General features: G+C 60.9%; 19 protein-coding genes and 1 other RNA gene. 2 read left to right on the forward strand and 18 right to left on the reverse strand.

Features of this window, described 5'->3' with window-relative positions:
• Window positions 1–36: 36 nt before the first annotated feature.
• From lpxC to rsmI, 18 genes are all read right to left on the reverse strand, one after another.
• Window positions 37–948, reverse strand: a complete 912-nt coding sequence (gene lpxC, locus ACL0K2_RS08620; protein WP_045163455.1) for a UDP-3-O-acyl-N-acetylglucosamine deacetylase — start codon at window positions 946–948, stop codon at window positions 37–39.
• A gap of 111 nt (window positions 949–1,059) precedes the next feature.
• Complete coding sequence (ftsZ, locus tag ACL0K2_RS08625; protein WP_045163456.1) at window positions 1,060–2,247, reverse strand: cell division protein FtsZ; 1,188 nt, start codon at window positions 2,245–2,247, stop codon at window positions 1,060–1,062.
• Between the two features lie 47 nt (window positions 2,248–2,294).
• On the reverse strand, window positions 2,295–3,542 hold the full coding sequence (gene ftsA, locus ACL0K2_RS08630; RefSeq protein WP_045163457.1) for a cell division protein FtsA: 1,248 nt from the start codon (window positions 3,540–3,542) through the stop codon (window positions 2,295–2,297).
• Between the two features lie 12 nt (window positions 3,543–3,554).
• Complete coding sequence (locus ACL0K2_RS08635; protein WP_045163458.1) at window positions 3,555–4,412, reverse strand: cell division protein FtsQ/DivIB; 858 nt, start codon at window positions 4,410–4,412, stop codon at window positions 3,555–3,557.
• Between the two features lie 3 nt (window positions 4,413–4,415).
• Complete coding sequence (locus ACL0K2_RS08640) at window positions 4,416–5,360, reverse strand: D-alanine--D-alanine ligase (protein WP_045163459.1); 945 nt, start codon at window positions 5,358–5,360, stop codon at window positions 4,416–4,418.
• The gene (gene murC / locus ACL0K2_RS08645; protein WP_045163460.1) at window positions 5,357–6,817 is read right to left on the reverse strand and encodes a UDP-N-acetylmuramate--L-alanine ligase; all 1,461 of its coding nucleotides are present in this window, start codon (window positions 6,815–6,817) and stop codon (window positions 5,357–5,359) included. The genes ACL0K2_RS08640 and murC overlap by 4 nt, the downstream gene beginning before the upstream one ends.
• Window positions 6,810–7,880 carry an undecaprenyldiphospho-muramoylpentapeptide beta-N-acetylglucosaminyltransferase gene (gene murG, locus ACL0K2_RS08650; protein ID WP_045163461.1) on the reverse strand — a complete coding sequence of 357 codons (1,071 nt, stop codon included), beginning with the start codon at window positions 7,878–7,880 and terminating at the stop codon, window positions 6,810–6,812. The genes murC and murG overlap by 8 nt, the downstream gene beginning before the upstream one ends.
• Window positions 7,870–9,102 carry a putative lipid II flippase FtsW gene (gene ftsW / locus ACL0K2_RS08655; protein ID WP_045163462.1) on the reverse strand — a complete coding sequence of 411 codons (1,233 nt, stop codon included), beginning with the start codon at window positions 9,100–9,102 and terminating at the stop codon, window positions 7,870–7,872. Before ftsW ends, murG begins: the two co-directional genes overlap by 11 nt.
• Window positions 9,102–10,445: a UDP-N-acetylmuramoyl-L-alanine--D-glutamate ligase gene (murD, locus tag ACL0K2_RS08660; protein ID WP_413044235.1), complete on the reverse strand. Its 1,344-nt coding sequence runs from the start codon at window positions 10,443–10,445 to the stop codon at window positions 9,102–9,104. The genes ftsW and murD overlap by 1 nt, the downstream gene beginning before the upstream one ends.
• 6 nt (window positions 10,446–10,451) lie before the next feature.
• The gene (gene mraY, locus ACL0K2_RS08665; protein ID WP_045163464.1) at window positions 10,452–11,534 is read right to left on the reverse strand and encodes a phospho-N-acetylmuramoyl-pentapeptide-transferase; all 1,083 of its coding nucleotides are present in this window, start codon (window positions 11,532–11,534) and stop codon (window positions 10,452–10,454) included.
• Complete coding sequence (locus ACL0K2_RS08670; RefSeq protein WP_413044236.1) at window positions 11,534–12,910, reverse strand: UDP-N-acetylmuramoyl-tripeptide--D-alanyl-D-alanine ligase; 1,377 nt, start codon at window positions 12,908–12,910, stop codon at window positions 11,534–11,536. Before ACL0K2_RS08670 ends, mraY begins: the two co-directional genes overlap by 1 nt.
• Window positions 12,903–14,366, reverse strand: coding sequence for a UDP-N-acetylmuramoyl-L-alanyl-D-glutamate--2,6-diaminopimelate ligase (locus tag ACL0K2_RS08675; RefSeq protein ID WP_413044237.1), 1,464 nt, complete (start codon window positions 14,364–14,366; stop codon window positions 12,903–12,905). Before ACL0K2_RS08675 ends, ACL0K2_RS08670 begins: the two co-directional genes overlap by 8 nt.
• Window positions 14,366–16,102 carry a peptidoglycan D,D-transpeptidase FtsI family protein gene (locus tag ACL0K2_RS08680; protein WP_413044238.1) on the reverse strand — a complete coding sequence of 579 codons (1,737 nt, stop codon included), beginning with the start codon at window positions 16,100–16,102 and terminating at the stop codon, window positions 14,366–14,368. The genes ACL0K2_RS08675 and ACL0K2_RS08680 overlap by 1 nt, the downstream gene beginning before the upstream one ends.
• Window positions 16,099–16,368, reverse strand: coding sequence for a cell division protein FtsL (ftsL, locus tag ACL0K2_RS08685; protein WP_275589464.1), 270 nt, complete (start codon window positions 16,366–16,368; stop codon window positions 16,099–16,101). The genes ACL0K2_RS08680 and ftsL overlap by 4 nt, the downstream gene beginning before the upstream one ends.
• Window positions 16,369–16,385: 17 nt before the next feature.
• The gene (gene rsmH / locus ACL0K2_RS08690) at window positions 16,386–17,333 is read right to left on the reverse strand and encodes a 16S rRNA (cytosine(1402)-N(4))-methyltransferase RsmH (RefSeq protein ID WP_045163469.1); all 948 of its coding nucleotides are present in this window, start codon (window positions 17,331–17,333) and stop codon (window positions 16,386–16,388) included.
• Window positions 17,330–17,785: a division/cell wall cluster transcriptional repressor MraZ gene (gene mraZ, locus ACL0K2_RS08695; RefSeq protein WP_045163470.1), complete on the reverse strand. Its 456-nt coding sequence runs from the start codon at window positions 17,783–17,785 to the stop codon at window positions 17,330–17,332. The genes rsmH and mraZ overlap by 4 nt, the downstream gene beginning before the upstream one ends.
• A gap of 290 nt (window positions 17,786–18,075) precedes the next feature.
• Window positions 18,076–18,434, reverse strand: an RNA gene (gene rnpB, locus ACL0K2_RS08700) — RNase P RNA component class A.
• Between the two features lie 67 nt (window positions 18,435–18,501).
• Entirely contained in the window at window positions 18,502–19,389 is an 888-nt protein-coding gene (gene rsmI, locus ACL0K2_RS08705) for a 16S rRNA (cytidine(1402)-2'-O)-methyltransferase (protein WP_045163471.1), read from the reverse strand.
• A 122-nt stretch (window positions 19,390–19,511) separates the two neighbouring features.
• Between rsmI and ACL0K2_RS08710 the strand changes: the two genes are divergently transcribed.
• Window positions 19,512–21,275, forward strand: a complete 1,764-nt coding sequence (locus tag ACL0K2_RS08710) for a penicillin-binding protein activator (RefSeq protein WP_413044239.1) — start codon at window positions 19,512–19,514, stop codon at window positions 21,273–21,275.
• On the forward strand, window positions 21,221–21,640 hold the full coding sequence (locus ACL0K2_RS08715) for a YraN family protein (RefSeq protein ID WP_080890653.1): 420 nt from the start codon (window positions 21,221–21,223) through the stop codon (window positions 21,638–21,640). Before ACL0K2_RS08710 ends, ACL0K2_RS08715 begins: the two co-directional genes overlap by 55 nt.
• Window positions 21,641–21,726 lie beyond the last annotated feature (86 nt).

A 21,726-nucleotide genomic window follows, 5' to 3' on the forward strand; every position in this document is an offset into this window, starting at 1 on the left:
CCCTGGGGTGGCCTTAAAAAGGAAAGAGAGTACTGCTCAGCCGGCAGCTGCCGGGCGCATGTAGGAGATCGGTGCGGTCTGGGAGTCAGTGAACGTGACCATTTCCCACGCGTCCTTCTGTTCCATCAAGGCGCGTAGCAAACGATTGTTCAATGCATGTCCGGATTTAAAGCCGCGGAATTCGCCGATCAAGCTGGTACCCAACAAGTAGAGATCACCGATTGCATCGAGAATCTTGTGCTTCACGAATTCGTCCTCATACCGCAGACCGTCTTCGTTAAGCACATGGTCTTCATCGACCACGATCGCATTTTCGACACTGCCACCCAAGGCCAGGTTGTGCGAGCGGAGGAATTCGATGTCGCGCATGAAGCCGAAGGTTCGCGCACGGCTGACTTCCTTGACGAAGGAAGTACTGGAGAAGTCCACACTGGCGGTCTGGGTGCGACCACGGAATACCGGATGGTCGAAATCGATCTCGAAACTCACCTTGAAACCTTCGAACGGCAGGAACGTAGCGCGCTTGTCGCCATCCTCCACCGAGACTTCGCGAATGATACGGATGAACTTCTTGGGGGCGTCCTGCTCCTGCAGGCCGGCCGATTGAATCAAGAATACGAAGGGGCCAGCGCTACCGTCCATGATCGGCACTTCCGACGCTGAAAGCTCGACATAAGCATTGTCAATGCCAAGTCCAGCCATCGCCGACAGCAAATGCTCCACCGTGTCGACCTTGACCTCGCCGCTGACCAGCGTTGTCGACATGGTCGTTTCGCCAACGTTCTCGGCCCGGGCGGCGATTTGTACCGGCGGGTTGAGATCGGTGCGACAGAACACGATTCCGGTGTCCACGGGTGCCGGCTTCAGGGTCAGGTATACCTTCTCCCCCGAATGCAGGCCGACGCCAGTGGCGCGAATGATGTTCTTTAAGGTGCGTTGTCTGATCATGGCTTGGTTTCGCTATTGCGCTGTTGCGAATGGTTTCCAACAAAGGTGGCGATCATAGCAGAACCCCTGTTTGCTGAATACCAATCACCCCAATACTGCTGATGCATTCAATCAATCAGCCTGACGACGCAGGAAAGCCGGAATATCGAGATAGTCCAGGTCCTCCTGTGGGTTCATTTTCGCCGCCGTGGCCGCTGCATGAGCCTGATTGCGCATGACGGTCGGGCGATCCAGATCACGGTAGTTCACCGCTGCTTGATCCTGACGCGGCGCGGGCGCGGCCTGAGGGGCTACGGCAGCGGTCTGCAACGTGTTGTCGACGACCTTGACCGGCTTTTCGTTGCGCGGACCAAGGCCAGTCGCGACCACGGTAACGTGCAACTCGTCGAGCATATCAGGATCGATAACGGCACCGACCTTGACGGTCGCCTCGTCGGACGCGAAGGCTTCGATGATCTCGCCCACCGCAGCGTACTCACCGAGGGACAAATCCAGACCGGCGGTAATATTGACGAGGATGCCGCGGGCGCCCTGAAGGTTGACGTCTTCCAGCAGCGGGTTGCGAATCGCCGCCTCGGTCGCTTCGCGAGCGCGATTGGGTCCGGTTGCGCAGCCGGTGCCCATCATGGCCATGCCCATCTCGCCCATAACGGTCTTCACGTCGGCAAAATCGACGTTCATCAGGCCGGGGCGCTGCATGATGTCGGAGATGCCGCGTACAGCACCGGTGAGCACGTCGTCCGCCTTGGCGAAGGCGGCCAGCAGGCTCGCGTCCTTGCCCAGGATGGTCAGTAGCTTCTCGTTGGGGATAGTGATCAGCGAGTCGACGCACTCCGACAGCTGGCGGATGCCTTCGTCGGCGACCTGCATGCGACGACGGCCTTCGAACGGGAACGGACGGGTCACGACTGCAACGGTGAGAATGCCCATTTCCTTGGCAACCGAAGCGATGACCGGCGCGGCGCCGGTGCCGGTGCCGCCACCCATGCCAGTGGTGATGAACACCATATCGGCGCCCTGCAGCACCTCGGCGATGCGCTCGCGGTCATCCATCGCGGCCTGACGACCGATGTCGGGATTGGTGCCTGCACCCAAACCCTTGGTAATGGCGGAACCCAACTGCAGCACGGTTCGTGCTTCGATTTTCTTCAGCGCCTGGGCATCGGTGTTGGCGCAGATGAATTCCACGCCTTCAACGTTGTTGCGCACCATGTGATTGACGGCATTGCCGCCGCCTCCGCCTACGCCAATGACCTTGATCACTGCACTTTGCGGGGTATGATCTACGAGTTCGAACATTTCCCTCTCTCCTTCCAGCTTTCTAGTTTTAGGTACAGCCGCACTGCTCAGAAATTGCCCTGGATCCAGCTCTTGAGCCGGTCCACGACAGATGTTTTGGGTTCTTCGGCGAAATGGCCGAGACCGGACATGGAGACGCCATCGGTCTGCTTACGCATCCCGTACAGCAACAGGCCCACGCCCGTTGAATAGATGGGGTTGCGGACTACATCGGTGAGTCCATTGACGCTGTGCGGTACGCCCAGGCGCACCGGCATGTGAAAGATTTCCTCGGCCAGCTCGACGGCACCTTCCATCTTCGCTGTGCCGCCGGTGAGAACGATCCCTGCCGGGACCAGATCCTCGTAACCGCTGCGACGCAGTTCAGCCTGGATCAGTGTGAAGAGCTCGTCGTAACGCGGTTCCACGACTTCGGCTAGTGCCTGGCGCGAGAGTTCCCGAGGCGGACGATCACCGACGCTCGGTACCTTGATGGTTTCGCCTGGCCCGGCCAGCTTCGCCAGTGCGCAGGCATAACGGATCTTGATTTCCTCGGCGTACTGCGTCGGCGTACGCAGCGCCATGGCGATGTCATTGGTGACCTGGTCACCGGCGATTGGGATGACCGCGGTATGCCGGATCGCGCCTTCGGTGAAGATGCAGATGTCGGTGGTGCCGCCGCCGATATCCACCAGGCAGACGCCCAGCTCCTTCTCGTCGTCGGTCAGCACGGCATGCGCCGAGGCCAATTGCTCGAGGATGATGTCATCCACTTCGAGCCCACAGCGACGCACGCATTTCTCGATGTTCTGTGCCGCATTGACGGCGCAGGTCACCACATGAACCTTGGCTTCCAAACGCACGCCGGACATGCCCAGCGGCTCGCGAACGCCTTCCTGGTTATCGATCACATAATCCTGCGGCAGAGTGTGTAGCACCCGTTGGTCCGCCGGGATGGCCACGGCTTGCGCGGCGTCCAGCACGCGTTCGAGGTCGGCGCTGCTGACTTCGCGGTCGCGGATGGCAACGATTCCGTGAGAATTGAGGCTGCGTATGTGATTGCCAGCCAGACCGACGAACGCGGAATGGATACGACAGCCTGCCATCAGCTGGGCTTCCTCGACAGCGCGCTGGATCGACTGAACGGTCGATTCGATATTGACCACCACGCCTTTCTTCAACCCGCGCGATGGATGGGTGCCGATCCCGACGATCTCGAGCTCGCCGTCCGGCGTCACTTCGCCCACCAGCGCCACCACCTTGGAGGTGCCGATATCGAGACCGACGATCATCTTGCCGCTTTGCACGCTAGACATGTGTTTCATTCCTCAATTCTTCGCAACGACGGGTTCATCCGTCGTGGTCGGACTCGGCTCGCGCCATGCCACAGCCAGGCCGTTGGCGTAGCGGAGGTCGATCCGCGCAATTCTGTCGCTCTCCTGCGCCAGCTCTTGCTGGTAAATGGCAGTGAAGCGCCGCATTTTTTCGATTATCTGGTCTCTTCCCAGCAACAGCTCGACGCCCTGCTTGGTCGTCACGAACCAGCTGCCCCGTGCTCGCAACTCCAGGCGAGCGATGGAAAAACCGAGCGGCCGCAGCATCTGGCTGAGCATCTGGTACTGCTGCATGACCCGCTGCTGGGCCCGCTTCGGACCATGCAATTGCGGCAAGTGTTCATATTGAGTCAGATCATTGGGTGCAAAGGCCTGGCCATTGTTGTTCAACAATGACTCATCGCCCCAGCGAGCGACCGGTAGCTGTTCGTCGAGACGCACCAGGACCTCATCCGGCCAAATCCGACGCACCTCGACATGGGCAATCCACGGCATCTGCTCAAGGTCGTGACGCAATGCGTCGAGATCAACCTTGAAGAAACTGGCCTCGACGAACGGTGCCATGCGCGCCTGCACAGCCTGCTGATCGACATAGGTCAGTTCGCCCCGAACACTGACCTTGGCGATCGGCCGATCAGCATAGGGCGCGAGACGCTGACCCAGCTCGTAAAGCCCCACGACCAGGGTCACCAGCAATACCGGCCACAGGACACGCTTGAAGGAACTCAGGCTGGGCCGTGGCAAGCGCGCCGAAAGCGGCTCACGTTGCACCAGGCGGCTCGCGCCCCGCTGCGCCGGCTTGCGTGACGCACGGCCGGTGGTGGGTTGCGAGTGACGCAGCGTGGTGATCATGGCTCAGTTCCCTACCGTCAGGCTGGCATCAAGAATGGCCAGCACCAGCTGCTGGAAATCCAGCCCCGCAGCACGCGCCGCCATCGGCACCAGGCTGTGATCGGTCATCCCCGGCACGGTGTTCACTTCCAGCAGCCAGAAAGCGCCGGCACTGTCCTGCATGACATCGACACGGGCCCAGCCCTGGACCCCTACGGCTTCGCAGGCACGCGCGGAGAGATCTTTGAGTTCCTGCTCTTTGACCACGTCCAAACCGCAGGGAATGCGGTACTGGGTATCGTTGGCCACGTACTTGGCGTCGTAGTCGTAGAAGGTGTGAGGGGTGCCCAGACCAATCGGTGGAAGTACTGCGCCGCGCAGCGTGGCGATGGTAAATTCAGGCCCCTGGATCCATTGCTCGACCAGCACCTGAGCATCGTAGGCACTCGCTGCGCGCCAGGCAGCGATCAGCTCAGCGATGCCGCCAACCTTCGCCATACCGATGCTGGAGCCTTCATGCGCCGGCTTTACGATCAATGGAAAGCCCAGCGTTTCTGCTGCGGCTTGGCAATCAGCCTCGCTCGCCAGCACGGCATGCCGCGGCGTGGGCAGGCCGAGGCTCTGCCAAACCTGCTTGGTACGCAGTTTGTCCATGGCCAGCGCCGAGGCGAGGATGCCGCTACCGGTATAGGGAATCCCGGCGCATTCGAGCAGGCCCTGCATGCTGCCGTCCTCACCGCCGCGCCCGTGCAGTACGATGAATGCACGGTCGATGTGCTCACTGCTCAGGCGCGTCAGCAGGTCTTCACCGACATCGATGCCGAACGCATCGACGCCCGCAGCCTGCAACGCAGCTAGCACCGCGGCGCCAGATTTCAAGGACACCTCGCGCTCGGCGCTCTTGCCGCCGAAGAGCACGGCAACCCGGCCGAATGCCTGGGGATCACGAGTCGATTGCAGGGCAGTCATTCGCTTTTCCTCGTGGCGCTTGTATCGCCAGCAAACAGGGGGCTTTTGATGAGTTGGGGGGCCAATCCGCCGATATCGCCAGCGCCCTGGCAAAGCAGGATGTCGCCCGGGCGCAACAGCGGTTTGACCAACGGGGCGAGCTCGATACCCCGCTCGATATAGATCGGGTCGAGTTGCCCGCGCTGACGGATGCTGTGCGCCAGATGACGACTGTCGGCTCCCGGAATGGGCTCTTCGCCGGCAGGATAAACCTCCATCAGCAGCAGCACGTTGGCGTCGTTCAGCACTTGCACGAAGTCGTCGTACAGATCGCGGGTCCGGCTAAAGCGATGGGGTTGATAGACCATGACCAGTCGGCGCTCGGGCCAACCGCCACGAACCGCCTGGATCACGGCAGCCACTTCACGCGGGTGATGGCCATAGTCATCGACCAGCATCACGCTGCCGCCGTCCACCGGCAGCTCGCCATAAACCTGGAAGCGCCGGCCGACGCCACCAAACTGCGACAACCCTTGAACGATGGCCTCGTCGTCGATGCCTTCATCGGTTGCGATGGCGATGGTGGCAAGGGCATTGAGCACGTTGTGGTTGCCTGGCATGTTGACCGAGACATCGAGCGCATCGAAACCATCGCGCAGTACGGTGAAGTAGGTGCGCATCCCTTCCTGGCGGATATTGATGGCCCGTACGTCAGCATCTTCACGGGTACCGTAGGTGGTGATGGGTCGACCCACCTGAGGAATGATCTCGCGCACCACCGGATCATCCACGCAAAGCACAGCCAGTCCGTAGAACGGTAAGTTGTGCAGGAATTCGACAAAGGTCCGCTTCAGCTTGCCGAAGTCACCGCCGTAGGTGCTCATGTGGTCGGCATCGATGTTGGTCACGACCGCGACCATCGGCTGTAGATGCAAGAAGCTGGCGTCGCTCTCATCGGCTTCGGCAATCAGGTAGCGGCTGGTGCCAAGCTGGGCATTGGTACCCGCTGCGGTCAGACGACCGCCAATGACGAACGTCGGATCCAGCCCGCCGGCGGCGAACACCGAAGCCAGCAGGCTGGTGGTCGTGGTTTTGCCGTGGGTGCCGGCGACAGCGATGCCGTGACGATAGCGCATCAATTCGGCGAGCATCTCGGCGCGAGGCACCACAGGAACCCGCTGCTCAAGGGCGAACGCTACCTCGGGATTGGCCGCGTTTACCGCACTGGAGACCACCAGTACATCAGCCCCGGCTACGTTGCCGGCCTGATGGCCGATAAAGATCTGCGCACCGAAATTCTGCAGGCGCTCAGTGCTCGCGGAGGCTTTCAGATCAGAACCTGAGACATCGTATCCAAGGTTGAGCAGCACTTCGGCGATACCGCACATGCCGACGCCGCCAACCCCGACGAAATGAATCCGGCGAATACGGCGCATGCGCCGGACTTCAGCCTTGACCGCTGCTGGGGACTTAGCCATGCGCCACCTCCAGGCAGATATCGACGACAGTGCGGGTGGCATCCGGTCGAGCCAGGCGACGTGCCGTGGCTCCCATGGCTTTGAGTTTTTCCGGCTGCATCATTACCTCGGTCAGCTGCGCGGCCAGCACGGCAGCATCGGTTTTTGCTTGGGGGAGAAGAACGGCTGCGCCCTCCTTCGCCAGGTACTCGGCGTTGCGGGTCTGGTGATCGTCGATCGCATGCGGCAGCGGCACCAGAAAAGCCGGCAATCCGGCCGCCGCCAGTTCACATACGGTCAGGGCGCCAGCGCGGCAGATCACCAGATCGGCCCAGGCGTAGGCACGTGCCATGTCCTTGATGAAGGGGGCAACTTCGGCCTCGATCCCCGCAGCGACATAGCGCTCCCGTGTGAGATCGGCGTGCTGCTTGCCGGCCTGATGGAACACTTCGGGACGCAACTCCTCTGGCATCTGGCCGAGCGCTTCCGGCAGTAGCTTGTTCAAGGGTTCGGCACCCAGGCTGCCCCCCAGCACCAACAGCCGAGGCCTACGGCCGAGCAGCGTCTGCCTGGGCGTTTCGAGAAACAGCTCGTGACGCACCGGATTGCCGGTCGTACGCCGCTTGGCGCTCTCGCTGAAGGTATTCGGGAAAGCCTCGCAGACCCGCTGCGCAAAAGGCACCAGGCTACGGTTGGCGGTTCCAGCGACGGCGTTCTGCTCATGGATGATCAGCGGCACCCCGGCAAGCTTCGCTGCCAGGCCACCGGGACCGGTCACGTAACCACCGAGCCCCAGCACGCAGACCGGCTTGATGTCGCGCATGATGCGCCGTGCCTGACCGAGCGAACGCAGCAGCTGGAACGGCGCCTTGAGTAGAGAAACCAAGCCTTTGCCGCGCAGACCACTCACTTGAATCAGATGCAACGGCAAACCTGCTGCGGGAACCACTTCGTTTTCGATGCCGCGAGGCGTTCCCAGCCAGTGCACGCTGTAGCCGCGACTTTGGAATTCGTGGGCGCAGGCCAGAGCCGGGAACACGTGTCCACCAGTCCCGCCAGCCATGATCAGCACGTTAGCGCCCATGGATGGCCTCCTTGCCCTTCAGCACAGGCACTTCGGCAAAATCATCTTCGCTGAACTCAGCATCTTCGCTGCCCAGTACGGTGCGGCTCTCCCACTCGATGCGCAGCAGCAACGCCACGCTGGCGCAGGTGACAACCAGCGAGCTGCCGCCATAGCTGAGGAACGGCAAGGTGAGCCCCTTGGTCGGCAACAAACCGATGTTCACACCGACATTGATCAGAAACTGTCCGAGCCAGAGGAACGCCACACCCCAGGCGATATAAGCCGCGAAGAACTGCCGTGCTCGCTCGGCCGCCAGCCCGATGTACAAGGCGCGCACACCCACAAAGGCGAACAGCAGAACGGTCAGGAGCGCCCCAACCATACCCAGCTCCTCGGCCAGGACGGAAAAGACGAAATCGGTATGGGCTTCGGGCAGATAGAACTGCTTCTGGACGCTGTTGCCCAGCCCGACGCCTAGCCATTCGCCACGGCCGAACGCGATCAGGGCCTGGGTCAATTGATAGCCGGAGCCGTACTGGTCGGCCCAGGGATCGGTGAAGGTAATCAGCCGCTGCAGGCGGTATTCCTGAGTCTGCACCAGAATGAATACCGCGCCGACAGCCAGCAGGACCAACAGGCTGAACCGGATCAAACCGACCCCGCCGAGAAAGAGCATCGCCACCGCCGCGCCCATCATCACAACGGTCGCACCGAAATCTGGCTCGAGCAGAAGCAGCATTGCCATCGGCAGCAACACCAGAAACGGCTTGAGGAAGCCCCACATACTCTCGCGCACTTCCTGTTGTCGGCGCACAAGGTAGCCGGCGAGGTAAACCACGACGAAGAGCTTGGCCAGCTCGGAAGGCTGCACGTTGAAGGCGCCGAAGCCGATCCAGCGCATGGAGCCGTTGACCTCGCGGCCGATGCCCGGAATCAATACAAGGATCAGTAGCGCGAAAGCGCCCAGCAGTAGCATCCAATCCAGCCGTTGCCAGGCTGACAGCGGCACCAGCAGCACAGCAGCGGCTGCGACCAGGCCAAGCAGCAGATACACCAGATGACGGACCATGTGATACATCGAGTTGCCGGTATTTACCGCGGCGACTTCGGAAGATGCCGAGGTGATCATGACCAGGCCCAAGCCCAGAAGCGCCAAGCAGCCGGCGAGCATCGGAAAATCAAGATCCACACCTCGACGGCCGAACAGCGGCGATGGTGCGTTGCGCAGGAACGAGAGCATCAGCTGAGCGCCCCCACCGCAGCGGCGAACTGGCGTCCGCGATCTTCGAAGTTTTCGAACATGTCAAAGCTGGCGCAGGCCGGCGAAAGCAGCACCGCATCACCGTGTTGTGCCAGCTTGGATGCCAGTTGCACGGCTTGCTGAAGGGTCTGGACACGATGAATCGGCGCAGCCCCGTCAAGTGCCGCTGCGAGCTGATCGGCATCGCGTCCCAGCAGCACGACTTCCCGACAATGACGCGCGACCGCGCTGTGTAATGCCGAAAAATCGGCGCCTTTGCCGTCGCCTCCAGCGATCAGGACCAACTCGCCGCCGATATCGCTACCCAAGCCATCAATGGCGGCGAGCGCAGCACCGACGTTGGTCGCCTTGGAGTCGTCGTAATAACTGACGCCCTTGCGTTCACCGACCCACTGGCAGCGATGGGCGAGCCCGGCGAAATTACGGAGAGTAGCGAGCATCGGCTCGAACGGCAGCCCCACCGCGTGCCCCAAAGCCAAGGCCGCCAGGGCGTTGGACTGATTGTGGGCGCCGCGAATCTTCAACTGATTAACTGGCATTAACGCGTCGAACTGGAAGGCGAGGTATTTTTCGCCGTTCTCCTCGAACAACCCGAAGCCCTTGAAGTCGGGCTTGCCTAGGCCGAACGACCATGCTGGGACATCATCAGCAATCAGAGGACGGCTGAGGCGATCGTCGCGGTTGATCACAACCTGCCGCGCACCGCGGAAAATTCGGTGCTTGGCCTGGTGATAGGCCGGCAATCCGTCATAGCGATCCATGTGATCTTCGCTGACGTTCAGGCAGGTTGCGACTTCAGCATTCAAGCGGTCGGTCGTTTCCAGCTGGAAGCTAGAAAGCTCGAGCACGTAAAGTTCGACGTCATCATCGAGCAGATCCAATGCCGGCGTGCCCAGATTGCCCCCCACGGCCACCTTGCGACCGGCAGCTGCTGCCATTTCACCAACAAGGCTGGTCACCGTACTTTTCGCGTTCGAACCAGTGATCGCGATGATCGGCGCCTTGGCTTCGCGGGCGAACAACTCGATATCACCGGCCAGCTTCACGCCTTTCGATGCGGCGACCTGCAGAGCCGGTGTGCTGATCGGCAACCCGGGACTGACCAACAGTTCGCTGGCCCGGCAAAGAAACTGCGGATCGAGCTCGCCGCAACGAACTTCAACGGTCGGGTATTGCGCCTGCAGAGTGGCCAGCTCCGGCGGGTTCGCGCGCGTATCGGCAACGGCAAACGGTACCCCACGGCTCGCCAGGTAGCGAACCAGGGACATACCGCTCTTGCCGAGACCTACGACGATGCGGAACTGATCGGAAGCGATGAGCACTCTGTATTACCTCAATTTCAGCGTAGCGAGACCGACCAGCACCAGGATCACCGTAATGATCCAGAAGCGCACGATTACCCGAGGTTCGGGCCAGCCTTTGAGTTCGAAATGGTGATGGATCGGCGCCATGCGGAAGACCCGCTTACCGGTCAGTTTGAAAGAGGCCACCTGGATGATCACTGACAGGGTTTCCATCACGAATACGCCACCCATGATGAACAGCACGACTTCCTGTCGAACTACCACCGCAATGGTTCCCAGCGCGGCACCGAGCGCCAAAGCGCCGACATCGCCCATGAATACTTGCGCCGGGTAGGTGTTGAACCAAAGAAAGCCGAGTCCGGCACCGATCAGCGCCCCACAGAACACGATCAGCTCACCCGCGCCGGGGATGTAGGGAATCAGCAGATAGTCGGCGAAGTTCACGTTGCCGGACAGATAGCAGAAGATGCCGAGCGCGCCTCCGACCATCACCGTCGGCATGATCGCCAGGCCGTCGAGCCCATCGGTGAGATTGACCGCGTTGCTGGAGCCGACTATGACGAAGTAGGTCAGCACCACGAAGCCGATTCCCAACGGAATCTCAATGTTTTTCAGCAGCGGCAGGATCAAAGTTGTCTCGACCGGCGTCTGCGCTGTCAGATAAAGGAAGATTGCGGCGCCGAGACCGAATACCGATTGCCAGAAGTACTTCCAGCGGCTCGGCAGACCACGCGAGTTCTTCTCGATCACCTTGCGGTAGTCATCAACCCAACCGATCGCGCCGAACAGCAGCGTGACGGCAAGTACCACCCATACATAGCGGTTAGCCAGATCGGCCCAGAGCAAAGTGCTGATGGCAATGGCGCTGAGGATCAGAGCACCGCCCATGGTCGGCGTTCCGGATTTCGACAGGTGCGTTTGCGGACCGTCAGTCCTTACGGCCTGGCCGATCTGGCGCAACTGCAGCGTGCGGATCAGCCACGGTCCCATCCACAGCGAGAGGACCAGCGCCGTCAGTACGCCGAGAATTCCACGCAGCGACAGGTACTGGAAGACCGCGAAGCCCGTGTGGAATCGTTGCAGATACTCGGCGAGTAGCAGCAGCATCAGTGTTTCTCCATGCCGGACGCGGAAAGCGCTGCGACGACCTTGTCCATCGCGGCGCTCCGTGATCCCTTGATCAAAATGGTGGTGGCGTTGCCCTGCTCCAGCCGCAGCGCTTCGATCAGGCTTTGCTGATCGGCGAAGTGACGGCCTCCGGCTCCAAAGGCACTGACGGCGTGCGTCATCAACGGCCCAACCGCAAACAAGGCGCTGACCTTGCCGACGGCATAACTGCCCACTTCGCGATGCCCCTGTTCAGCCCAATCACCCAGCTCGCCCATGTCGCCCAGCGCCAGCACGGTGCGTCCGGCAAAGCCGGCCAGCACGTCGATGGCCGCGCAAATGGAGGCCGGATTGGCGTTATAGGTGTCATCGATGAGGCGTACGCCATTGCCGAGCATCTGCGCGACGCCTCGGCCTTTGACTGGCTGCAGATTTTCGAGTCCTTCCACTATGTGCTCGCGCGTGACCCCCAGCGCATGCGCCGCGGCTGCAGCGGCAAGCGCATTGGCCACACTGTGGCGGCCGAGCAAGTTGAGCTGGATACGCACGGACCCGGATGGGCCGGTCAGGACGAAGTTCGGGCAACCACGCTGATCATAGGCAATCGAAGCGGGATGGAAATCAGCCAGCGGACTCTGTATCGCGAAACTCACCACACGCTTGCCCGCCGCCCTCCGCTCCCAGGTCGGATAGGCGCGATCGTCGCGATTGAGCACCGCGACGCCATTGACGTCGAGCCCGTCGAGTATCTCGCCCTTGGCCTCGATGATTTTCTCAGGCCCGCCGAACTCGCCCACATGCGCAGTGCCGGCATTGGTAATCAAGCTGACATCCGGCTGCGTCAGGCTGACGGTATAGGCGATCTCTCCAACACGCGACGCACCCAGTTCGATAACCGCAGCCTTGTGCTGGGGAGCCAGTTCCAGCAGCGTCAGCGGAGCGCCAAGATCGTTGTTGAGATTGCCGCGGGTGGCCAATACCGCATCGGCACCAAAGGCCGCGCGCAGAATGCTGGCGAGCAGCTCCTTGACGCTGGTCTTGCCACTGGAACCGGTGATCGCGGCGACCGGGCCAGCAAACCCGGCACGGTTCAGTGCGCCTAATTGGCCCAACGCTATGCGGCTATCCGCGACGACCAACTGGGGCAATGCAACACTCTCCACATGCCGCTCGACCAAGGCGGCAACGGCCCCTTTGGCCGCGACTTCGGCCAGGTAGGCATGACCGTCGAAACGAGGACCGGTCAAGGCCACGAACAACTGTCCCGGCTCAATGGCGCGGCTGTCGGTGCTAACCGAACTGAACGCCACATTGGCATCGATCAATTTGGCCGATAGCGGCTCGATCAGGTCACTCAGGCGCATGGCTTCAAGCATCGGACCCCCTCCAGGCAGCCAAGGCAATCGAGGCCTGGTCGAGATCGGAGAACGGGAGGCGCTCACCCTTGATCTCCTGATAATCCTCATGCCCCTTGCCGGCCAGCAGCACGACGTCGTCCATTGCACTGTGAGCAATGCACTTGGCAATCGCTTCGGCGCGACCGGGAATAAAGGTGGCGCGTTCGGGATCGCTGAAGCCGGCACGAATCTCGTCGAGGATCTGCAATGGATCTTCGTTGCGCGGATTGTCATCGGTCACCACGATGCGATCAGCCAACCGTTCGGCCACATCGGCCATCAGTGCTCGCTTGCCGCGGTCACGATCGCCGCCACAGCCAAACAGGCATAGCAATTTGCCCCGGGCATGCGGACGCAGGGCATCGAGTACTTTTTCCAAAGCATCGGGCGTATGGGCGTAATCAACCACCACCAAGGGGCGGTCGCCGCCACCAAGACATTGCATACGACCGACGGGCCCGTGAATTTCCGGCAGCACGGCGAGAATCTCATCCAGCGGGTAGTTCATTCCCAGCAGAGCGCCCACCGCTGCGAGCAGGTTGCTCACGTTGAAGCGACCCAGCAACGGGCTACGCAGAGAGCGTTCACCTTGAGGGGTAACCAGACGGGCACGAATGCCGTTATCGTCCAGCTGCGCTTCCGGGCAATAAAGGTAGGCGGAGGCGTCGTCCAGGCTGTAGGTGATGAGCCGCGACTCCGAACGCTCTGCCGCAAGAGCACGCCCGACGGAATCATCCAGGTTGACCACTCGGCAGCTGAGCCCAGGCATCTTGAACAACTGAGCCTTGACCGTCGCGTAGGCTTCCATGGAGCCGTGATAATCCAGGTGGTCGCGAGACAGATTGGTGAAGACAGCCACATCGAACGCCAAGGCGGCAACCCGCCCCTGCGCCAAGCCATGGGACGAGACCTCCATCGCTACGGCTCGCGCGCCCTGCTTGCGCAGGTTGGCCAGGTTCGCCTGTACGCCGATGGCGTCGGGAGTGGTGTGCTGGCCAAGCACCAGCTCGCCATAGAAGCCAGTGCCAAGGGTGCCAATGATGCCGCAACGCTCGCCCAGACGATCCAGGGCCTGGGCTATCAGGTAGGTCACACTGGTCTTGCCGTTGGTGCCGGTGACACCCACCAGATGCAGGCTGCGGCTTGGCTCTCCATAGAATCGTCCAGCAATGGCGGAGAGCTGCTCCGCCAAGTGACGGACCGGCACCAGCACGGCGCTCGCCGCGCTCATTTCAGTAGCGCCTTCGGCTTCGTAGGCGATCGCCGCCGCGCCACGGGAAATCGCATCAGCAATGTGCACGCGGCCGTCTTGCTGGTGACCGGGCACAGCCAGAAAAAGATCGCCCGGGCGCACCTTGCGACTGTCCAAGGTCAACTCGCGAATGAGAGTACCGCTCGCAGCCTGGGGGAGTAGCTGATTCAGGGGCATAGGCATCAGATCCGCCCTCCCTTCGTCTTGGCCGTCTCGGCCGTCTGGATTTCTTCCGGAGGAGGCAGGTTGTCAGGCGCGATGTTCATCAAACGCAGCGCGCCGGACATCACACGGCTGAACACCGGAGCAGATACCAGACCGCCGTAATAACCGCTCTTGCTTGGCTCATCGATGACCACCGCAACAGCAATGCGTGGATCTTTCATAGGCCCGAAACCGGCGAACATCGAACGATAGGCATTTTCCTGATAGCCCCGACTGCTGGCAGAGGCCTTACGCGCGGTGCCGCTCTTGCCGGCCACGTGATAACCCGGCACTTGGGCGCGAAAGACGCCACGCGGAGCCTCGATGACTTCCTGAAGCATGCCTTGGATGGTTTCGGCCACCTTAGGCGAGATCACTTCGGCGCCTTCGGGCTGCCGATCCACGCGCGTGAGCGACATTGGCACCAGGCGGCCATCGTTGGCCAGCGTGCTGTAAGCGTGCGCCAGCTGCACGGCAGTTACCGAGAGGCCATAACCATAGGAAAGCGTGGCGGTCTCCGCCTGACGCCATTCCCGGTAGCTGGGTAGGTTGCCGACTCGTTCACCGGGAAAACCCAGGCCAGTGTCCTGGCCAAAGCCGACCTTGCGCATGACTTCATGAATCGCCGTACCGCCAATATCGAAGGCAACTTTGCTCATGCCGACGTTGGAAGAATTGATCAGGATGCCGGTCAGGCTCAGCTCGCGACCTTCGGTTCGGGAGACGTCGCGAATGGTATAGCGCCCGATGCGCAACGATCCTGGCCAGACCTCGACGACATCGCTGGGCTTCCAGCGGCCCGTTTCGAGGGCCGCGCTCATGGAAATAGGTTTCATGGTCGAACCCGGCTCGAACAAGTCAGTCATTGCCCGATTTCGCATGGCGTCCGGCTGAAGGTTCCGGCGATTGTTCGGGTTGTAGGTCGGCTGGTTGACCATGGCCAGCACTTCCCCCGTCTTTACGTCGAGCATGACCAAGCTGCCCGCCTTGGCGCCGAACTCCAGCAACGCATTGCGTAGCTCTCGGTGCGCCAGGTACTGCAGACGCAGGTCGATGGACAGCGCCAGAGCCTTGCCGGCCTTGGCATTTTTGACTACCTGTACGTCCTTGATCAGCCGCCCGCGGCGGTCCTTGAGGACTTGGCGCTTGCCAGGGACACCCGCCAGCCACTCGTCATACGCCAGTTCCAGCCCTTCACGACCACGGTCATCGATGTCAGTGAATCCAACCACCTGAGCCGCAACCTCTCCAGCCGGGTAGAAACGGCGAAACTCTTCTTGTGAATAGACACCAGGTATTTTCAGATCCAACACACGCTGGCCCTGCTCTGGCGTCAACCCTCGCACCAGATAGATGAACTCGCGCTCGGCTTGGTCCTTGAGACGCTGCTGAAGAGATGCCGGCTCCTGCCCAAGGGCCTCAGCCAGCTCTGCCCAGCGCCCTTGAGCGGCCTGGAGCTCGCGCGGATTAGCCCAGAGCGTGGTTACCGGCGTACTCACAGCCAGGGGCTCACCATGACGATCGGTAATCAGCCCGCGATGCGCTGGAATGGGAATATGCCGCACACTGCGGGCGTCGCCTTGGGTTTTCAAGAAACCATGGTCGACTACCTGCAGATCGACGATTCGCCACGCGATGACACCAACCATCAGCGTCAACAAGGCGAGAACGATACGAAAACGCCAAGGATAGAGCGCCCCTTCAAGCCTCATCATGGCGCCACCAACCTGACTTCAGCCGCTGCCGGGATTTGCATCTTCAACTGATCGGCGGCCAATGTCTCGATGCGGCTGTGAGCCGTCCAAGTGCTCTGCTCCAGAATCAGACGGCCCCATTCAGCCTGCGCCTTGTCGCGCACGCTGAGTTCGCCATACAACTCATTGAGCAGCTGGCGATTCCAGTGCGCACTATAGGAGACAGCTATCGCCGACAGCAGAACGGCAATAAACAGCACCAGCATCAGCAGGCTGCCGTTGGGCATGGCGCGCCGGAGCTGGTTCACCGCAACTTCTCCGCGACGCGCATCACGGCACTGCGTGAGCGTGGATTGGCCTTGACCTCTTCGGGTGACGCATATTGCGGCTTGCCCAGCAACTTCAGGCGTGGCACGAATTTCTCGGGAATGATCGGCAAATCACGCGGCAGGCTATCGGCCTCACCCTTGGCATGACGACGCATGAATTGCTTAACGATGCGGTCTTCGAGCGAATGAAAGCTAATCACGACCAGCCGACCGCCAACTTCGAGTGCCTCGAGCGCAGCCTCAAGCCCCGCCTCCAGATCGCCCAGCTCGTTGTTGATGAAAATGCGCAGACCCTGGAATGCACGAGTCGCCGGGTTCTTGCCTTTTTCCCAGGCAGGATTGGCGACGGTGAGCACCTGAGCGAGATCGGCCGTGCGCTCGAAGGGCCGTTCGACACGACGCTGTACCACAGCACGCGCCATGCGTTTGGCGAAACGCTCCTCGCCGTACTCCTTGAGTACCCGGGCGATATCGTCCTCGCTGGCCGTGGCGATCCACTCGGCGGCGCTAATCCCGCGACTGGGATCCATGCGCATGTCCAAAGGACCATCATTGAGAAAACTGAAGCCGCGCTCGGGATCATCTAGTTGCGGTGAAGACACACCGAGATCCAGCAGTACACCGCTGATGGTGCCGGTCCAGCCACGCTGTGCAACCTCGGCGCCGAGCTCGGCGAAACTTCTTTGCACAACGACAAAGCGGCCATCCTCGGCCGCCAGTGCTTGCCCCGTAGCGATTGCTAGCGGGTCCTTGTCAAAGCCCAGCAAACAACCATCAGGCCCAAGCTGCCGCAATAACAGGCGGCTATGCCCTCCACGCCCGAAGGTACCGTCCAGATAGCGGCCATTCGCGCGCACAGCGAGCGCCGCAACGGCCTCGTCGAGCAACACGGTCACATGGTTATAGCTGCTGGTCTGGTTCACAGGATTAAGTCGCGCAATTCTTCCGGCAAGCCGCCGGGTTGTTTAATGGCCGCCAGGTCCGCATCTGCTTGCGCGTTCCAGTCGTCCTCGTTCCACAGGCTGAACTTGTTCAGCTGACCAACCAACATGGCCCGTTTGTCCAAGCCCGCGTATTCCCGCAAACGCGGCGGCACCAACACCCGGCCGCTGCCATCCATTTCCAGATCCACCGCGTTACCGATCAGCAAACGCTGCAACCGCCGACTTTCCTCTCGCAGCGAAGGAAGTTCGCGGAGTTTGGCTTCGATCTGCTCCCATTCTGGAAGTGGATATATACAGAGGCAGCGATCAACGGCGTCGATGGTGATGATCAGCTGGCCTTCGCAGCGCGAAACGAGCTCGTCACGATACCGGCTGGGCATAGCTAGCCGCCCTTTGGTATCGAGACTGATGGCGTTTGCTCCGCGAAACACGGCTGCGCTCCCCTTGACTAGCTATTCATATCCATAATTACCCACTTCATTCCACTTTCCGCCACTTCTGCGCACTATAGAAACGCAGCAGCCCCACCGTCAAGGTGAGCCTGACGGGAAAAACCCTTATGGGACGGTAATTTAGCGAGCAAATAGGAGATAAACGGCAACGCGGAGCGCAGACAGAGAAGACATATTCAAGCGAGCCAAAAGGCTGCATCACAAAGTTAAAGTACTTTGTTAAGAGCAAGAATATTTTGGACTAAAAAGACGGGGGCATTGCGGAAGGGTCGGAGAGTCGATCTGTAAGCCGGGTTCTGTCGAGGACAGTCATTCCTCTACGACAGCCATCACTGACTGCCTCTAGCAACCTACCCGGATCCAGCGCGGGCCACGCCAATGGATCCCTATTTGGTCTTGCTCCAAGTGGGGTTTACCTAGCCACGGACTGTTGCCAGCCGTGCGGTGCGCTCTTACCGCACCTTTTCACCCTTACCGGCGCCGAAGCGCTTAGGCGGTTATTTTCTGTGGCACTTTCCGTAGGCTCACGCCTCCCAGGCGTTACCTGGCACTTCGCCCTATGGAGCCCGGACTTTCCTCCCTCCCTTTTCGTTGAACAAAAAGAGACAGCGACTGTCCGATCGACTCTCCGACCGCCAGGGTACTTTGCCGCGCCCACGCCTGCAAGCTGATAGCTACCCAAGGCCTGCTTGCCGTCACGGCAACTTCGTTTCATTCGCGCTCTTGTCTTGCAATGCAAGCTGGTACAGCAGGTTCTTTCTGACTCCCGTTATCTCCGCAGCAACAGCCGCCGCTCGCTTGACGGGCAGCTCTGCCAGCAACAAATGCAACACTCTGCGCGCGTTTGCGTCGATAGCATCGTCGCCCTGTGGCGCCTGCCACCCTCCAACCACGAGTACGCATTCACCGCGCTGCTGATTGCTGTCGGACTCCACCCAATTACGCAACTCACCCAGCGGCAGCCCCTTCAAGGTCTCGAATGTCTTGGTCAACTCCCGCCCCAACACAGCGGGACGGTCCGGCCCGAATACCGTCGCCAAGTCGCCCAGCGTGTCAAGGATACGATGCGGCGCTTCGTAGAAGATCAACGTGCGCGACTCCTCGCGCAAATGCTCCAGGCGCGCCTGACGCGCGGCCTGCTTGGCAGGCAGAAACCCCTCGAAGATGAAGCGATCGGAAGGCAAACCTGCAGCGCAGAGCGCAGTAATAAGCGCACAGGCCCCAGGTAGCGGAACGACTCTTATGCCTGCCGAGCGTGCCTGTCTGACCAGGTGGTAGCCCGGATCGGATATCAACGGCGTGCCAGCATCGGAAATAAGCGCCACGTCCTCCCCTGCTAGAAGCCGCCTAATGAAGCGGCCGCCTTCGTCCCGCTCATTGTGCTCATGACATGCTGCCAGCGGAGTAGTGATACCGAAGTGCTGCAATAGCCGGGCCGAGTGACGGGTGTCTTCTGCTGCGATCAGCCCCACCTCGCCGAGCACGCGCAGCGCCCGTGCACTGACATCCTCAAGATTGCCGATTGGCGTGGCGACGACATAGAGCGTGCCTGCAGCGGAATTCACATCACCTGGCGCAGTCACAGGGCATACCTCAATTTATGAAAACGCGCATTGTAGCCCGTTTAGCCGCCATGACATCGCAGCCCCGACGGTGCTTGGGTACAATCCACGAACACTCGCCCAGCGCCTCTAGGATCTATTACATGATGGCTCGCTTTCGCCCGCTTCTGTTCTTATGCATTGCCGCCTTACTCTCAGCCTGTGCCAGCTCACCGTCTTCGACGCTGGGCGAGCTGCCTCGGACCCCGCAGGCATCAACGCAACAAATGCTGGAAGAGGCCGATGCCGGCGACCCAGCCAAGGCCGCCTTATTGCGATTGTCAGCTGCCGACCAGAGCATGCGACAGGGCAACCAGGCACAGGCTCGGCAGATACTCGAGCAGGTCGCTATCGAGCAATTGAAGCCGGCCCAGCAGATGTTCGCCAAAACCCTGGAAGCAGAACTGGCACTGGCCGGCAACGAACCACAGCGCGCCCTCCAAGCCTTGCAACACCCAGCCTTCGAGCGCCTCGCAGAACTGCCTGTGGAACAGCAATTGCGCACCCAGCTGGCGCGCGCGCAAGCACTCGAAGCCAATGACCAGCCCCTCGATGCAGCACGCGAGCGCAGCTTCATCGCACCACTACTGAGCGGCGAAGCAGCCGAGCGGAATCATGAAGCGATCTGGTCGCTCGTATCGAGCCTGCCAGACGATGAATTACAGCCAACCGCGGACACTGATCTTTCCGGCTGGTTATCGTTGGCAGCAACGGTGAAGCAGGCCGGCACCCTTGGCCAGCAACAACGCGCGATCGACGCCTGGATACAGCAAAACCCCAACCACCCAGCCGCGCGACGCTTGCCGGAATCATTGGTAAAGCTTCGAGAACTGGCAGACAAACCCCTTTCGCACGTGGCACTGCTACTGCCCATGGACGGTCCTCTGGCCAGCGTAGCGCGCGCGTTACGTGACGGATTTCTTGCCGCTCACCTCGCGGCACGGCACGACCTGAAAATCGAGCTGTTCGACAGCACCCGCCTTTCCTCACTGGATGATTTCTACCAACAGGCGGCGGCCTCTGGCGTCGAGCTGGTCATCGGCCCACTGGAAAAGGATATGGTCCGTCAGTTGGCCAACCGCGAACAGCTACCGATAACCACCCTCGCCCTCAACTACAGCGATGCAGACCAAAAGACCCCACCTCAGCTGTTCCAGTTCGGCCTGGCTGCGGAAGACGAAGCGCGCGAAGTGGCACGTCGAGCCTGGGCCGATGGGCACCGTCGCGCGGTAGCCCTGACGCCTCGCGGCGATTGGGGCAATAGAGTGCTCCAAGCCTTTCGCCAAGAATGGCAGGACCTGGGTGGAACAGTCGTCGCCGCAGAGTCTCTCGCTGAGCCGATCGAATTGGCTAATCAGATAGCCGACCTACTGCAAGTTCGCAGCAGAGAGGGCAACGAGTCGCAGCCATCACGTAGTCAGGACATTGACTTCCTGTTCCTCGCTGCAACGCCGCAGCAAGCACAGCAGGTCAGGCCCACGTTAATATTCCAATACGCTGGCGACCTACCCGTCTATGCGACTTCGCACCTGCACGCGGCCACCGACAACCGCACCCAATATCTCGATCTCGAAGGCATTCGATTCACCGAAACGCCCTGGCTGCTCAACCCTCAACTTCCTCTTCGCCAGGAAATCGAGCGCAAATGGCCGCAAGCCCGCGGCAGCCTAGGCAGGCTGTACGCCATGGGAGCCGACGCCTATCTGCTGGCGCCGAGCCTGAACCAGCTCCTGGTATTGCCTGAGACGCAACTCGACGGACTGTCCGGCACGCTCAGCATCACTCCCGAGCAGCGAATCGAGCGACGCCTTCCATGGGCCGAATTCCACGACGGCCAGGTCCAACGGCTAGCGGACACGCCCGATTGAGGACCAGCAAACAGATCAGCGGACAGCTCGCCGAGGATCTCGCGCAGCGTCATCTACAAACTCATGGACTGCGCCTGCTGCATAGAAACTGGACATGCCGTAGCGGCGAGCTTGATCTGGTCATGCTCGATGGCGATACAGTAGTATTCGTCGAGGTTCGCTACCGACGCCATGCCGCATGGGGCGGTGCGCTGCAAAGCGTTGACCTGCGCAAACAGCAGAAGCTGATCAAGGCAGCTCAGCTATTCCTGCTAAAGGAGAGCCACTGGGCGAGACACCCCTGTCGTTTTGACGTAGTCGCCATAGAGGCGACCACCGGCACCGCAGAACAGCCCAACTGGATCCGAAATGCGTTCGATAGCTAGACCAGGATCACTTTCGCAGCGCTCGGCGACCTTCCTCTGTCCTCAAGATTTTCTACGGCGCGGCCCAGCAGCCCAGCCCGTTACCT

It is taken from the genome of Pseudomonas sp. YJ42 (assembly GCF_047225135.1).
GTDB classification, from domain to species: domain Bacteria; phylum Pseudomonadota; class Gammaproteobacteria; order Pseudomonadales; family Pseudomonadaceae; genus Stutzerimonas; species Stutzerimonas stutzeri_E.

Excerpts from the sequence above, each read along its gene's own strand:
- lpxC (WP_045163455.1), bottom strand. The coding sequence starts at position 948 with ATGATCAGACAACGCACCTTAAAGAACATCATTCGCGCCACTGGCGTC.
- ftsZ (WP_045163456.1), bottom strand. The coding sequence starts at position 2,247 with ATGTTCGAACTCGTAGATCATACCCCGCAAAGTGCAGTGATCAAGGTC.
- ftsA (WP_045163457.1), bottom strand. The coding sequence starts at position 3,542 with ATGTCTAGCGTGCAAAGCGGCAAGATGATCGTCGGTCTCGATATCGGC.
- ACL0K2_RS08635 (WP_045163458.1), bottom strand. The coding sequence starts at position 4,412 with ATGATCACCACGCTGCGTCACTCGCAACCCACCACCGGCCGTGCGTCA.
- ACL0K2_RS08640 (WP_045163459.1), bottom strand. The coding sequence starts at position 5,360 with ATGACTGCCCTGCAATCGACTCGTGATCCCCAGGCATTCGGCCGGGTT.
- murC (WP_045163460.1), bottom strand. The coding sequence starts at position 6,817 with ATGGCTAAGTCCCCAGCAGCGGTCAAGGCTGAAGTCCGGCGCATGCGC.
- murG (WP_045163461.1), bottom strand. The coding sequence starts at position 7,880 with ATGGGCGCTAACGTGCTGATCATGGCTGGCGGGACTGGTGGACACGTG.
- ftsW (WP_045163462.1), bottom strand. The coding sequence starts at position 9,102 with ATGCTCTCGTTCCTGCGCAACGCACCATCGCCGCTGTTCGGCCGTCGA.
- mraY (WP_045163464.1), bottom strand. The coding sequence starts at position 11,534 with ATGCTGCTGCTACTCGCCGAGTATCTGCAACGATTCCACACGGGCTTC.
- ACL0K2_RS08670 (WP_413044236.1), bottom strand. The coding sequence starts at position 12,910 with ATGCTTGAAGCCATGCGCCTGAGTGACCTGATCGAGCCGCTATCGGCC.
- ACL0K2_RS08675 (WP_413044237.1), bottom strand. The coding sequence starts at position 14,366 with ATGCCTATGCCCCTGAATCAGCTACTCCCCCAGGCTGCGAGCGGTACT.
- ACL0K2_RS08680 (WP_413044238.1), bottom strand. The coding sequence starts at position 16,102 with ATGATGAGGCTTGAAGGGGCGCTCTATCCTTGGCGTTTTCGTATCGTT.
- ftsL (WP_275589464.1), bottom strand. The coding sequence starts at position 16,368 with ATGCCCAACGGCAGCCTGCTGATGCTGGTGCTGTTTATTGCCGTTCTG.
- ACL0K2_RS08710 (WP_413044239.1), top strand. The coding sequence starts at position 19,512 with ATGATGGCTCGCTTTCGCCCGCTTCTGTTCTTATGCATTGCCGCCTTA.
- ACL0K2_RS08715 (WP_080890653.1), top strand. The coding sequence starts at position 21,221 with ATGGGCCGAATTCCACGACGGCCAGGTCCAACGGCTAGCGGACACGCC.